This window comes from Apibacter sp. HY039 (assembly GCF_004023655.1).
Lineage (GTDB): Bacteria > Bacteroidota > Bacteroidia > Flavobacteriales > Weeksellaceae > Apibacter > Apibacter raozihei.
Window position 1 is genome coordinate 867418 of record NZ_SAYM01000001.1, and the last position, 14067, is coordinate 881484.

Here is a 14067-nt window from a genome sequence, read left to right on the forward strand (position 1 = left end):
GGATACTACGGGAAAATAAAATACATTTGCACACGCAAAATCCTCCTTAGCTCAGTTGGTTAGAGCATCTGACTGTTAATCAGAGGGTCGCTGGTTCGAGCCCAGCAGGAGGAGCTAAATAAAAAGGACTTACAATATTTGTAAGTCCTTTTATTATTTAACTCTAAACTAATTACAAATGCTGGATCATGTAATATTATCTTAAATTATATGTACACTAACTCTGTAAATTTTCAATTAACTTCTTATAATCAATCCATCAGTCTGGTTTTTATTATGTACAATTTGAAATTTATTTATATTTAGCATAATTGTAGTCTAAGTTTTCTTGTTAAGGTATAGATATAATGATCGTTCTTTAAATAGTTTTTGTTAAATATTTTGAAGTTTAATTTTCCTGTTTCTATTGTATAACACTACTTCAATAAACATTAAACTTGTATAAAAGTTATTTTCTTGACCTGTATAAGTTCTGCAAATCAATTCAGTATTAAAATTGTAAAAAAAACTGTCTAACGATTATATAATATTTTATGATCATCAGATAGTGGGAATCTAGTTCCTTAGTATGAGGTAAATAGAAGTATACTAATACTAGTTAATAATATAAATGATAATATTAAAAAAGTAAAATAATTTATAATTTCAGGTACATCGTATTCATATTTTTAGAGTTATTTATTATTGTTTTTATTAACATATTGATATACAAATGATCTTATAAGGATAAATATATAGATGATAAAAAACATTTTTTATCTTAAAAAAAAATTATATCTTTCGGCATATTTTATAATAATTAACTTAATTTAAAATAAATATTTATGTCATCCTTTTTATCAAAACTAGAGCTAGATGGTGAAAATTACACTGTTTTAAAATGTGAATACGAATTTAATAAGCCTATTGATTCTACTACTAAGCCGTCAGGAGAGGTTACCGGCGGAAAAATTAAATTATCTATTGAGAGTAGCGGCAATGTTGGCTTGCTTGAATGGATTATTGCTCCGGACAAAGAAAAAGATGGGAGCATTATTTTTTATCGTCGCGATGCAATGAGTAAATTGTTGGAAATACAGTTTAAAAAAGCCTACTGCATAAATTTCAAAGAAGAATTTAATTCGGTCGATAATGAGCCTATGTGTATTACATTAACCATTGTTGCCCGCTCTTTAAAATTTAATCATTTGGAATACCAAAATGACTGGACTATGTAAACTTTTACACGCATTTGATAATATTTAATACTTTTTAAACCATTCTAATTATGAGTACTTATCATCGTAGTGGTTATGGAGAATCTTCTTCTACCTTTGCACTTGTTACTGTTAACGGACAGGATATTTCAAAACAACATTCGATATCAGTAAAAATTAATCAGGCTATGTTGGAACATAGCACCTTTGAACTTATTTGTCCCAGTGAAACATTTAACGATAAAAACACCTATCCGTTAAAGAATTCATTAAAACTACTGGGAGGAGATGTTACTATACAATTTAGAAAACAAGCCGAGAACGAAAGTTTGTTTACCGGCCAAATAACATATGTAGATTACAAAAAAAATAATAAATATCCTTTTATTGTTTTAAGAGGGAAATCTTACAGCGCTTTACTGGATAGTCAGAAACACTGTCGTACCTATCATAATAAAACTCTTAAAGAAATGGTTCAGTCTGCTTTCAGTGAGTATAATGGGAATAAAATTGAATTGATATGCGAGCCTAATCATAAAAGTATCATTCCTTATGCAGTAAGTTATAATGAGACTGCATATGAGTTTATTCAGAGATTAGCTGTTCGTTATGGAGAGTATATGTTCTGGAACGGATCACAATTAATTTTTGGCAGAGGAAATCAAATACGCACGGAATTAAAAGAAGGACGAGATTATCTGGATTATCGCCTGAGTGCAGGAATTGCACCGCAACACCTGCATTATGAAAACTATCATCCGGATTCATCCGAAATTCAAACAGCACAAAGTGAAAATGCTGCGGGAAAGACGAATCCTTTTCAGGAGAAAGCGGTAGACAGTGCACATAAAGTATATATAAAATTGCCGGATGCAGTTTACTTTGATGCCCTGTCTGAAGAGAAAAGCAATGTACAGAAGCTTAAATTAGAACAGCATCAGAAAGCTCTGGAGAATCTGGTTACCATACAGGCAGAAACTACCAATGCCAAACTCAGGTTGGGGGATATTGCCGGTATGTTAGCTTGTGTTGCTGAATTTTCCGGGCATAAAGATTCCGGTACGCCTATAGAAAGTTATTTAATTACACAAATAGAGCACACCTACACAGCAGAAGGATATAGCAATCAATTTACCGCAATTCCGAGGGAACAGGAAATAGCTCCGTATTGGAATATGGAAGCATATCCGAAAGCGGAAGATCAAATGGCTGAGGTTACGGATAATAACGATCCGTTACAGTTAAATCGTATTAAAGTCCAGTTTCCCTGGCAGAAAAAATCAGGAGAAACTACCCCGTGGATTCGTCTTATACAGGCACACGGAGGAGCAGATCAAGGGTTTCATCTTGTTCCTGAAATATCGCATGAGGTAGCAATTTCTTTTCGGGGGAACAATGCGGAAATGCCTGTAGTAACAGGCTCTTTATATAACGGAAAACAAAAAAGCGGATTTCATACCGCCAAAAATAATTATAAAGTTCTGAAAACCCGTAGCGGACACACCATCAAACTGGACGATACTGAAGGAAAGGAAAAAATACAGGTATTTGATATTGAGAATAATAAAATAGAAATTGATACCGTAGGCAATACCATAAGCATTTTTGCTAACGGGGTGATAAACTTAAATGCTACAGATATTAACATAGTAGCCAAACGAGCACTAAACTTTACCGGGGGTGCAACAATTACCGGAGAATCGGGTATTTCTACCACTATGTTTTCCGGGGGAACCTCCGTATTATCTGCTGCAAAAGATGTGCAGTTTAAAGCAGGTAAATCCCTTTCTGCCGAAGGAGGGAAAGATGCTAATTTTTCTTCAGGTTCCGGAGCATCCATGGTTCTAAATGCAAAAGGAAATGCACATATGCAGGCAAAAAAGAAAGTACAGGTACAATCTAATAACCATATACAGATTAATGCTAAGGAAAAAGCTATAATGGAAAGTAAACAAACCTTTTTGGAAGGGAAAAGCAAAGCAGTAATAAAAGGGTCAAAAATTAAAGAAAACTAAAAAAACAAAACTATGGCTAAAGATGATGAATTTGTTTTAGACGGAGCTACCATCGAATGCTCAATGGGAGACAAATCGGCTACTCTAAAAGTAACCTCCAATTTTAAAACTTTTATAAAAGATAGCCGGGTAGCTACCGAAATGGACTGTACTAACGCCAATATGTTTCCCCCGTTGGTAACTTTTGGTACCTGTAAACCCTATAAAGCAGTTCCTCCGCCCGGCTGTTTATGTACGTTTATTCCTACCGGTCCCTGGAAAGGGACTTACGAAAAGAAAACTGTTAGTGGGCATAAATGTCTGATAGGTAGTTCGTATCTTATCTGCCCCCGGGCTGCCGGAAAAATAACTATTAAGAAAACAAAGCAATAGTATGAGTAAGTCTGGTAAATGGAAAGAACCTCTTACCTGTCCATCTTGTAAAAAAGAAATACAAAACGATGGAAGTCATAAAATGGGTAGGATTAAAAGAGGTGATCCGGTAGGTAATGGTGGGGAATTAGGCGAAAATATTGTGAAAAAATATTATAAAAGTACCTTTAAGGAGCATCCTTTTTATATGTCAGGTGGTAAGGGTAACGACAAAGATAGAAATGGAATTGAGGCTCATCATTTAGTAACTAGTTTCTCTTTAAAGCAAGATTATGAATACCAACGATTAGCATTTTTTTTAGGATACAATATTAATTATTGGAAAAATGGGGTTCTACTACCTTCTATAATGAGCGTTGCCTGCCACTATGGAGTTCCATTACATAAAGGAGGACATAGAGCTACATTTATTAAAACAGAAAGTGGACAAGGAAGCTTAACTTCAAAAATGTTTAAAAGTTTAGATGAATGGAATGAAAATATACAAGAAAAAGAGGGTAGGATTATTTTTCCAGAATATGATAAGGCGAATGAACTTACAACAATTAATTATGAAGATTTAATAAATAAAAAAGTTAGTCGTTATTGTAAATTTAATTTAAAAAGAAATAAATTTTGTGAATATAAAAAGGAAGAAATTGAAGAAAAAGCTACGAATTTCATTAATGCTTTGGATAAATTAAGTCAGGCTATCTTTAGAGAGTTAATTTCTTTTGCTTGGACTTTGACTTCAGATGGTTTTGACTACGCACCAGGAGGAATTGGTTGTTGTGGTAAATATAAACTTGGCGATAAACGCGCCTTAATGCAACAGGAATTAGGGGTTACCGAAAAGCTGGGAGCAAAAGCTTTTATGGAAGCTATTTATAAAAAAACAATAGATATAAGCCAACTGAAAACAAAATGCATTGCAGGAAATAAAAAGCATAAAGTAACTAATAACAGTTCTGCTTATTTTTTAGAAAGAAAAAACATACCCCCATTTAAATTTGAATAAATATGGAAAATTATTATTTTGTCAGAAGAAAATCAGATCAAGCCTATCCTTTACTTTGTATTACAGAAAGAGATAATGAGTTTAATCCAACATTGATTAATCTAGAGTTTAACGGAACTATACCAAAAAATCCGGTTATGGCTGATTTTCTATCAGGTCCAGAATTGTTTTTTACTGAGAAAGTTTGTGAGGTGATTAAAAGTTTTGCTTTATCTTATGTAAGATTTATTGCTACCGAGCTTACTACTCCAAAAGGAGCTTGTATAGAAGATTATTTTTGTATGCAAGTTGATAATGATATAGAGGCCATGGATAAGGAAGAATCGGATTTTGAGTTTGAGCATGATGCTTACTGGATAGAAGAAATGGTCTTGGATAGAGAATCCCTAAATATTATACCTTTAAATGAACGTCTGGTTTTTGTATTACAAGAATCGCCTGATATGGTATTGTTCCATGAAACGGTTAAAGATGCTATTATGAAGGTGCATCCTACAGGAATGGAGTTTGTGAATATTGAAGAGGCAGGAGTATTTTAGTTTATGATTATTGATTCGTGAAATTATTTTAGATCAAAAAAAATATTAAATCATTTTATTTTGGAAAAAAAATTGATTTTTGTTGTTAGATGATCTCTTTCTATAATATTATTTCATGAATCTATAGCATAAACCATCGAAATAATGGAGTATTATTACCCACTATTATGCAAGTAGCCTGTACTTATGCAGTACCTCTTCATAATGGAAATCATTCTGCAACTTTTATTTTAGATAGGAATATTTGGAATGATGAAAAAAATGAACAAGCAATAAAGCCTATTTTTAAGAATTATGACACATTAGATGAGCTTCTTAAGCTAAATTATGAAAAACATGTTGAAGATTTAGTTCGTAACATTTTAGAAAAATACTTGTTAAAAGATATTTGTAAAAGTAATGAGAGACTGGAAGTTTCTAAAAATTTCATAAAAATTATGGATAAGCACAGCATGATTATTTTTAAAAGAATAATAACATTTTGTTGGACTCTTACTTCAGATGGATTAAATTATAGGTCTGGTGGTATTGGTTGTTGTAAATGTGATACTCAAAAAGATAAGCGTAAATTAATAGGTTCGTCATTAAAAAACAAAATAAAACTCTCATATAAGTCACCTAAAAAATTTTGGGGGAAAATTTTAACTTCAGATGAACTTTGTAAAGAAATTAGTGAAAAAGATTTTATCTGTAAAGCAGGTACTAAGATGGATAATCATTATAGGAATAATGAAAATATTCCTTTTCAAGAAAGAAATAATATAAAAAAATTTGAAGGATTTAATTAATAATTAAAATTTTTAAAAATATGAGTGATTTTGAATATTACATAATGAAAAGTAAGGAGGATCAAGCCTATCCAATGATAGATATTTTAGAGTTTGGGAACGAGTCAATACAAGCCCAAATAGGTGAACCTGTTCCTCGTAATCCTGTTATGGCAGATTTTTTAACTGGTGCAAAAGATTTTGTAACAAAACCAATAGCTAAAGTTATGCAGGCATTGGATATGAAAGGAGTACAGTTTACTTCTGTAGAATTATCTGATTTGAAAGGAGGAATTATTGAGGACTACATTTGTATAGATGTAAATAATAATACTTATGAAGCTTTAGATAAAGAAAAAACAGTTTTTGATAATGAATTTGATGATGATGATGATGATGATGATTTTTATTTTATTAAGAAAATGGTATTAGATAGAAAAGCATTACAAAAAATACCCTTGCAAGAACGATTAGGGTTTCGTTTATATGAGGCTCCGGGTTATTATTTATATCATAAATCAGTAATAGACGAAATAAAAAAAATGAACCCAAGCGGAGTAACTTTTGTCAATATTGAAGAATATGAGTTTTGATAGAAATATTTTTAAATTTATATACATAATATACTGAAAGTTGCAGGGGAATTTAAATGAGGCTGATGTTTTTTAGAAAGAAAAAACATCCCCCCTTTTAAATTTGAATAAATATGGAAAATTATTATTTTGTCAGAAGAAAATCAGATCAAGCCTATCCTTTACTTTGTGTTACAGAAAGAGATAATGAGTTTAATCCAACATTGATTAATCTAGAGTTTAACGGAACTATACCTAAAAATCCGGTTATGGCTGATTTTCTTTCAGGTCCAGAGTTGTTTTTTACTGAGAAAGTTTGTGAGGTGATTAAAAGTTTTACTCTACCTTATGTAAAATTTATTGCTACCGAGCTTACTACTCAAAAAGGAGCTTGTATAGAAGATTATTTTTGTTTGCTAACAGATAATAAATATGAAGTGATGGATAAAGAAAAATCATTATATGAAAAACCAAGATTAGTTTATTTTATTAAAAAATTTGTTTTGAATAAATCTTTATTAGTAGAAATTCCCCTTCAAAATCGGTTGATTTTCAAACCAAGAGAATCACTTTTAAAAATTTTATTTCATGAATCTATAGTAAAAGCCGTAATGGAAGTTAACCCAACAGGAATAGAGTTTGTCAATATTGAAAAGGCTAGAGCATTTTAGTTTATTGGTTATTGATTGTATTAAATAGTGCAAATTTGAATTTTATGAAAATATATGAGCTTGCTATAGATGATAATAATGCAACCCAACTAGAATTTCCTCTTGAGGAAGAGCGGGAATTGTTTTTAATTTTAGCAAAAGAAAAAGTCAGTAATTTTACTTCAGTTACAAATGATTGGGAAGAGTTTTTATTACTGAAAAAAGAGCCTAAGATAGATGTAGATTTTTACGATATCGAAGATATAGGAGTTTGTATTGTTAGCCAGCGGGCATATGAATTACTTCTTCCTATTTTAGATAATTCCGTTGAAATACTAAAATTTAAAAGCGATGAAGAAGATTTTTTTCTATTGAATGTTGTTCTAACTACCGATTGTTTAGATAAAGAAAATTCTGTTTTCACGGCATTGCCTAGTGGACAAATTATGGAATTTCAGGAATTATTTGTATATTCGGATAAAATTAACTGCCCGATATTTCGAATACCTGAGCTTCCTTTTCATCTATTAATTACAGATCAGATAATGGAAGTATATTATTCCAATCAGTTAAAAGGAATAACTCTAACAGATGAAGAATTTGTTGCCGAAGAAAATTAACCTACGGAAAGATGAATAATAAAATTAATACTTTTACGCTACCCATATTTACTATAAAAGAAGTTATACCTTCATTAGAAAAAAAAAATCAGGTTTTTGCTCATGTAATTAAAGCAGAATCGGAATCTGGAAAAATTTATACTTTTATAGAAAGGAGAAGTATGCCTTTGGATAAATATATAGGAAGGAAAGTTGAATGTGTTATTGAAATATTGGATACAGTTTTTTACTATCCGGAAACAGAAAAAGAAATAAAAGAACTTCCACAGGATACAATAAAAGGAACCTACCAATGGATGGAAACTGGGTATAAATTTATTCCAGAACTGGTGAAAATAATAGAAGGAGATCCAGAGGATGAAAATCATGATTATGATGAAACGGAATATGATGCAGAAGCGGGTAGTTATTTTGATAGTTGGGGAGAATTTGGTTTGGGGTTAGAAATTTATCAGACCAAACCCATGATTGAGACTGTTGATGGTGTTTATTTGCTGAATGAATATCGGGAAGTAGAAATAATAGATGAATGGATACGAAACCAAACCATTTACTTTAAACCCATAAAGATGTTGTTGAGAGGTATTAAGATACCAACAGCTACTAATGAAAAACGTCATAATAAAGCCAAAAAAAGTATAATTGAATCACAAGATCCAAGTGTTTATAAAACGTATAACGGAAAAAATTATACGGAATCTGAATGGAAAATAAAAGAGCAAGAGCTTTGGGAAGAATATAAAGGCATCACAAATAATAAACATGAAAATAAGAAACAGTTTCCTCCAAGCAGGTTTTTAGATTAACATACTCAGTTAATTATATGAAAGAAATATATGAATATCCATATCAAAATCTTTTGCTGGAAGATATGGAAGATGAAATTTGGAAAGATATGCCAGACTATGAGGGATATTATCAGGTGTCTAATTTAGGAAGAATTAAATCATTAGCAAGAGAGTTGAACTTCTATAGAGAATGAAAATATCGTGTTCGCCGTGTTCTTAAATGTGATAAGATAATTAAACAATATTCAAGAAAAAATATGATAAATAATTTTACAGGTAAAGCTGTTTATCATTTAACTTTTTCAATAAAAACAGAATCCACTTTATTCAGTGGAAGTCTTGCTCGATTAGTATACCGAACTTTTGTCAAAGATATTATTAATAAATCTAAACAACGTATTATTATTTCTCATTATGATGAAGATTCTTTAAATAACCATGTTAATAATCTTTATCCTCAAACTTATACAGAGTTAAATCTTCGGAATATCAAAGCCGGACGACTTAGAACGCCAAAAATAAATGAGCTTCCGGTAGATATCTATAATAAGATCTGTAAAGGAAAATGCATCTCTATAGTGCAATATACACTTGATGGGGAATTTATTGGAACTTATCCAAGTATTTCACATGCTGTTAAAAAATATAATATGTCTTTCAGTAGCATCATAAAAGCACTCAAATACCCCAACAGAACATGTTGTGGTTTTATTTGGAAGAAAGTAAATGCAGAAGAAAAACTTACGTCACCTAAACTACTATAATAAAAGATAATTGACAGCAAAGCTACGTGTTTACTTTTGATAATTTAATTGATTAAATATATTACCATTAACTTATTATGCCGGGACAATATTTTTATTTAAATAGTCAAAACTTCAAAGCAAAATTCTTCTTGTAGTTATATATTGTGAAATTGACTAAATCTTTAAATATTGATCAAAGTGCTTTTATTTTACAAATTAATTTTATCTGCTTGAAAAAATAATCATTTACTACAAAGAGAATGTGCATGAGAACTTAGAAGATAGCTACAAATAATTGTAATTAAAATTTTAAATAATTAATCCCTTAAAAATAAAAGTTTTGAAATTATTTAAGCAAAGAAGTGTTTAAATAAGAGATATGTTATTAAATCAATTTCGAAATGAAATTCGTTAATTGAATAAGATACTTAAATTTTTGTAAAAAAACTTAAGTATTTAAGTTTAGAAATAAAAAAAGGTATTGATGCCTCTCTCATCAATACCTTCAAAATTGTTGTTACTAAACATCCGCCGATAGATACTAATTTTACTAAAAGTAATTAAAGTAGCATCTTAAACGGGAAGAACATTTGCTAACAATTCATTTTTTGTACAACTTATGTTTGAATATTTACTAATTTTTTCCTTTAGATAAAATTTGGTAACGATTTTTTATCTAAAAGAGCCTTAAATCAATGATGAAACAAAGGTATGGTAAGAAATATTCAGATCCTTACGGAAATCCGTAAAGAGGACAAAAAATTGAATTTGTTTCAGAAAATTTAAATGATTCCCAGTTCTATGACTATGCTCAATAATTGTTTTGTATCCTTAGCGTCCAGTGATTCACGTAAAATAGCTAATCTTTTCTCAATTGAGCTTTCACTGTTAGGTGTTATATTATTTTTCTTTAAATAATGCTCGACTTCTTTTTGAGTATAACCTTGAGATAACAACTTTAATAAGTTAATATCATATTCAGAAAACTCGTATATGTTGTTTTGCTGAACAGAATCATTATTAGAAATATAATTTTGACCTTCATAAATGGTTGTAATAGCTTTTTTAAGTTCCTTAGCATCATTTCGCCCCTTACTAACAAAGCCATTTATTTGATATTTATCAAACATGGTCTTAATTTTATGAAATCTGTTTTCAATAGAGAAAATAATAACCTTTAATGAAGGTTGCTCTTTTCTGGCTTCCTGTATGAGATCTTCTCCACCCAGCAATCGTTGTTCTCTGTAATCTGAATTAAAAGAAAGATCAGAAATTAGTAGTTCGTACGGTGCTCCGGCCAGTAAGGCGTGTTGTATTTTTAGCAACGCATCGTCACAATAAAAGACCTGATCCACTACGGAAACATTTAGTTCTTCAACAGTTTTTTTAACAGCTATGTTATAGCTGTCAAAATCTTCTGCAATAAGTATTTTTTTAAACATAGCTGTAAGCATTTAGTTAAGTAGTTATAGTGATTTTGATAGATGTTCCTTTTTTATTATCTGTATCAAAATAAATTTTACCTTGAACAGAATTTATACGGTTTTCCATATTTTTTACTCCACGGCCGGGCTTCCAGTTATCACTATCTAATCCTATGCCATTATCAAAATATTCGATAAAGATTTTAGAGTATTCTTTTTTAAATTTTAAAGTGATCAATGAGGCTTTGCTATGTTTTTTCATGTTAGTCATCAGTTCGATAAGGATATAATAAATCTCTTCTCGTTTTTCGATTGAAAGTTTTTCCCAGATTTCTTCGTCATTTCCAATGATGATAATTCTGAGATTATTAGTGCCGTAAGGTTGCAGCATATCTTTTAAAAGACCTGAATAGTCATTTTTCATGTCAGTTTTAAGTTCTGATTCATGAGAAATATTTCTGGATCTGTTGTATAGTTCTTCCAGATTATTGTTAATGTTTTCAACTTTAATGGAAGGGTTGTTTTCAAGTTGTACCATCAAATAATAAATACCATTAGCTACTTCATCGTGAATTTTCTTAGAATATTTTAATTCGGTACGATGTACTTCTTCAAGTTTTTCCCTTTCAAATCTTTCTTGTCTTCTTTTAAACCAGATTAAAAAGAAAACCAAACCCATAATTGTAACTCCGGTTATAGAGGCTGCGATAACCTTTTGCCTAAGTATTTGATAGTTCTTTTGGGCATTTTCTGCTTTTAACTTTAAATTTTCCTCTTTGTTTTTTCCTACCTCATAGCGTATTAACGCAAATTGATTCTTAGCATAGTTTCTTTCTGTTTGCAAGCTGTCATTAAGTGAGATATAAGCAGTGAAATATTTTTTTGAAGATACCGGATTTTCAAGATTGATCAGTTTGTTTAAGGCTTCCAGTTGATCATCAGGAGTACCAGATTTTTTGGCTATTTCATACATTTTCTTCGCATGAAATATAGCTAATGATATATTTTTCTTAGTAAAATAGTCAGTTAAGTGTGAGTGATTGGCTATCTGACCGGATAGATCATTAATGTTTTCTCGTATTTTTAAAGCTTTAAACATTTCGGGAGCTGCATCATAGCCAGGATCGTTTAACCATTGGGCATAGCTTAAATTATCCTCTATTCTGGCTTTTAAACTAATGTATTTTTCAGACTTTTCATTTAGAAAAATACTATCATTATTTAAAGAATTTAAAAGCTGAATGGCAATATCATATTCTTTTGCCTTAATATTTACAACAGCTTGGTTATTTTTTATGTTCAGTTCTAGAAATTTAGTTTTAGTAGCATTTAAAGACAACTGATAATATTCGATAGCTTGCGAGTAATTTTTTTGTTCAGTCTTGCATATAGCAAGAGTGTTGTAAACAGAAGCTATATAATTATCATCTTTGGGGGATTTAAGAAATCTTAAAGCATCAACAGCCGTTTCTTCACTTCCGTAATAATCTCCTTCATTTGCCTGACAAATAGCCATGTTCAATAAACTTTTACCTGTGTATGAACTATCTCTTAGTGGGATAAATATTTCTTTTGCATGATTAAAATAGAAATATGCGCTATCGTTAATATTTTTATTTAAAAAATAATGTCCGATTTGAAAATATATTTGTCCCAGCTTCGTAGTATTATCACTTTTTTTTGCTTTTTCAATATCTTTATTACTATTCCTAAAATTAGAATCATTATACTTTGTGACTTTCTCATTGTCATTAGAAAGAGTGTTTTTTAAAGATAGTGGATTCTTATCTTTGCAATGGATGCAAAGAAAAAAAAGAAGGAGACAGAAAATGGGAGATATTATAAAACTTTTTTTCATTTTTAAAAATTTCATTTAGATGGATCAGCTAAATGATAAGTAACGAAATTAAAAAATGAAATTTAGTTAATTTTTTTAGATAAAAACAAAAATAAAGAGCATAATTTTGTCATATGCTCTTTATTGTATATAAGGTGATTTTTTTCTTTACAAATATATTCAAATATTATCTATTCATTTTTTTATACTTATTCAGCAGCAACATGTCCGGTTTCTCCACTAGTTAAAATTGAATATTTAGATATTATTCCACTGGTTTTTTTATTATTAGTACTAACTTTTTCAGCGGCAACATGCCCGGTTTCCCCACTGGTAGGTTTAGCATTTTCAGCGGCAACATGTCCTGTTTCTCCACTGGTTGGATTTGCATTTTCAGCAGCGACATGCCCGGTTTCCCCACTGGTAGGATTTGCATTTTCAGCGGCAACATGTCCTGTTTCTCCACTGGTTGGATTAGCATTTTCGGCGGCAACATGTCCTGTTTCTCCACTGGTTGGTTTAGCATTTTCAGCGGCAACATGTCCTGTTTCTCCACTTGTTGGTGGGGTAGTTACAGCTGTAGATTGGCTGTTAACATTAGAGGATGTGTTTGTTGAGTCGGCTTTTAATTCTGATTTATCGTTTAGTGGTAGAGAATTGGAGATGTCATTGTAGTCATCTACACATGAAGTTAGAGATAAAAAAGAACTGGCTATTGTTAAAAATAATAATTTTTTCATTTTGTTATAATTTAAAATTTTGATACTATCCAACTAATTAATAAAGTCGAATTGAAAGTTTTTTTAATACTTTATTTAGGATTTTGGGAAGTGTGAAATAAAAAAATAACTGTTGTCAAATGCTTCCCAATCCACTTAATGTTCAGCTATTTTTGTATTTCGTTTTTGAATTCATTTTGTACATTTGTAATAAGTACTAAATCAAATTCTGAGGCAAAGTAAATAATTTATGGTAATAAAAATAGAGACAAACTAACGACTTGTTATAGACAATTTAGAGTTTGTGAAATATTACTATAAATATTGTTGATATATTTTATATTGCTAAAATTGGAGTTGTAATCAGGGGTGGAGCTATGGAATATAAAGAGGTTATAAGAGAAGTGATCATTTTAGCTTTCGAAAAGGCTAGGAAAGAATCTTTGCAAAATTTGAAAACACCTCTTTCTAAATATTTATCTTTTAAAATTGAAAATTTATATAAAATTTATGTAAGCGAAAAAACGTTTGTGAGGTATTACGATAAATTTATTGATGGCAGGGATAATGCTACAGGTATACCTAATCGTAGGATCATTGATTTTATATGTAAATACCTGGGATATGATAATGTTATTGATTTTTATAGTAAAAAGCATAAAAGAATAACAGAATTTAATCAAAGAGAAGTGAAAGCAGGATTTTCAGGCTTCAACAAACCTTTACATGATGATACGTTATTTTTTCAAAAAAAAAAGGATCAATCAAATAGAATGAAAAATAATAAATATTCTTCATTTTCACATAATAGATAAAGAATGCTTT

The 14067-nt window shown here is 30.4% G+C and carries 16 protein-coding genes and 1 tRNA gene; 14 read left to right on the forward strand and 3 right to left on the reverse strand.

What is annotated here, in order from left to right; genetic code table 11:
* The first annotated feature begins 40 nt into the window (after positions 1-40).
* From EQ921_RS03850 to EQ921_RS03910, 13 genes are all read left to right on the forward strand, one after another.
* Positions 41-114, forward strand: a tRNA-Asn gene (locus EQ921_RS03850).
* A gap of 710 nt (positions 115-824) precedes the next feature.
* Positions 825-1217: a type VI secretion system tube protein TssD gene (gene tssD / locus EQ921_RS03855; protein WP_128330628.1), complete on the forward strand. Its 393-nt coding sequence runs from the start codon at positions 825-827 to the stop codon at positions 1215-1217.
* Positions 1218-1267: 50 nt separating this feature from the next.
* Positions 1268-3211, forward strand: coding sequence for a type VI secretion system Vgr family protein (locus EQ921_RS03860; protein WP_128330629.1), 1944 nt, complete (start codon positions 1268-1270; stop codon positions 3209-3211).
* Positions 3212-3223: 12 nt separating this feature from the next.
* Complete coding sequence (locus EQ921_RS03865) at positions 3224-3583, forward strand: DUF4280 domain-containing protein (RefSeq protein ID WP_128330630.1); 360 nt, start codon at positions 3224-3226, stop codon at positions 3581-3583.
* 1 nt (position 3584) lies between these two features.
* The gene (locus EQ921_RS03870; protein WP_128330631.1) at positions 3585-4580 is read left to right on the forward strand and encodes an AHH domain-containing protein; all 996 of its coding nucleotides are present in this window, start codon (positions 3585-3587) and stop codon (positions 4578-4580) included.
* 2 nt (positions 4581-4582) lie between these two features.
* On the forward strand, positions 4583-5119 hold the full coding sequence (locus EQ921_RS03875; RefSeq protein WP_128330632.1) for an imm11 family protein: 537 nt from the start codon (positions 4583-4585) through the stop codon (positions 5117-5119).
* A 167-nt stretch (positions 5120-5286) separates the two neighbouring features.
* A complete protein-coding gene (locus EQ921_RS03880) occupies positions 5287-5907 on the forward strand; it encodes a hypothetical protein (protein ID WP_370449486.1) in 621 nt (206 codons plus the stop codon).
* A 20-nt stretch (positions 5908-5927) separates the two neighbouring features.
* Positions 5928-6479, forward strand: coding sequence for a hypothetical protein (locus tag EQ921_RS03885; protein WP_128330634.1), 552 nt, complete (start codon positions 5928-5930; stop codon positions 6477-6479).
* Positions 6480-6592: 113 nt separating this feature from the next.
* Positions 6593-7129, forward strand: coding sequence for a hypothetical protein (locus tag EQ921_RS03890; RefSeq protein ID WP_128330635.1), 537 nt, complete (start codon positions 6593-6595; stop codon positions 7127-7129).
* A gap of 44 nt (positions 7130-7173) precedes the next feature.
* Entirely contained in the window at positions 7174-7728 is a 555-nt protein-coding gene (locus tag EQ921_RS03895; RefSeq protein WP_128330636.1) for an imm11 family protein, read from the forward strand.
* 11 nt (positions 7729-7739) lie between these two features.
* On the forward strand, positions 7740-8534 hold the full coding sequence (locus tag EQ921_RS03900; protein WP_128330637.1) for a hypothetical protein: 795 nt from the start codon (positions 7740-7742) through the stop codon (positions 8532-8534).
* Positions 8535-8599: 65 nt separating this feature from the next.
* Positions 8600-8710, forward strand: coding sequence for an NUMOD4 domain-containing protein (locus EQ921_RS03905; protein ID WP_128330638.1), 111 nt, complete (start codon positions 8600-8602; stop codon positions 8708-8710).
* Positions 8711-8773: 63 nt separating this feature from the next.
* Entirely contained in the window at positions 8774-9280 is a 507-nt protein-coding gene (locus EQ921_RS03910) for an NUMOD1 domain-containing DNA-binding protein (protein WP_128330639.1), read from the forward strand.
* A gap of 764 nt (positions 9281-10044) precedes the next feature.
* On the opposite strand, the gene EQ921_RS03915 is transcribed toward EQ921_RS03910, so the two are convergent.
* From EQ921_RS03915 to EQ921_RS03925, 3 genes are all read right to left on the reverse strand, one after another.
* Positions 10045-10704, reverse strand: a complete 660-nt coding sequence (locus EQ921_RS03915) for a response regulator transcription factor (RefSeq protein WP_128330640.1) — start codon at positions 10702-10704, stop codon at positions 10045-10047.
* A 16-nt stretch (positions 10705-10720) separates the two neighbouring features.
* Positions 10721-12544: a tetratricopeptide repeat protein gene (locus EQ921_RS03920; protein ID WP_164875571.1), complete on the reverse strand. Its 1824-nt coding sequence runs from the start codon at positions 12542-12544 to the stop codon at positions 10721-10723.
* 188 nt (positions 12545-12732) lie between these two features.
* The gene (locus EQ921_RS03925) at positions 12733-13263 is read right to left on the reverse strand and encodes a hypothetical protein (RefSeq protein WP_128330642.1); all 531 of its coding nucleotides are present in this window, start codon (positions 13261-13263) and stop codon (positions 12733-12735) included.
* 356 nt (positions 13264-13619) lie between these two features.
* Here EQ921_RS03925 and EQ921_RS03930 point away from each other — a divergent pair, with 356 nt between their 5' ends.
* Complete coding sequence (locus EQ921_RS03930; RefSeq protein WP_128330643.1) at positions 13620-14057, forward strand: hypothetical protein; 438 nt, start codon at positions 13620-13622, stop codon at positions 14055-14057.
* Positions 14058-14067 lie beyond the last annotated feature (10 nt).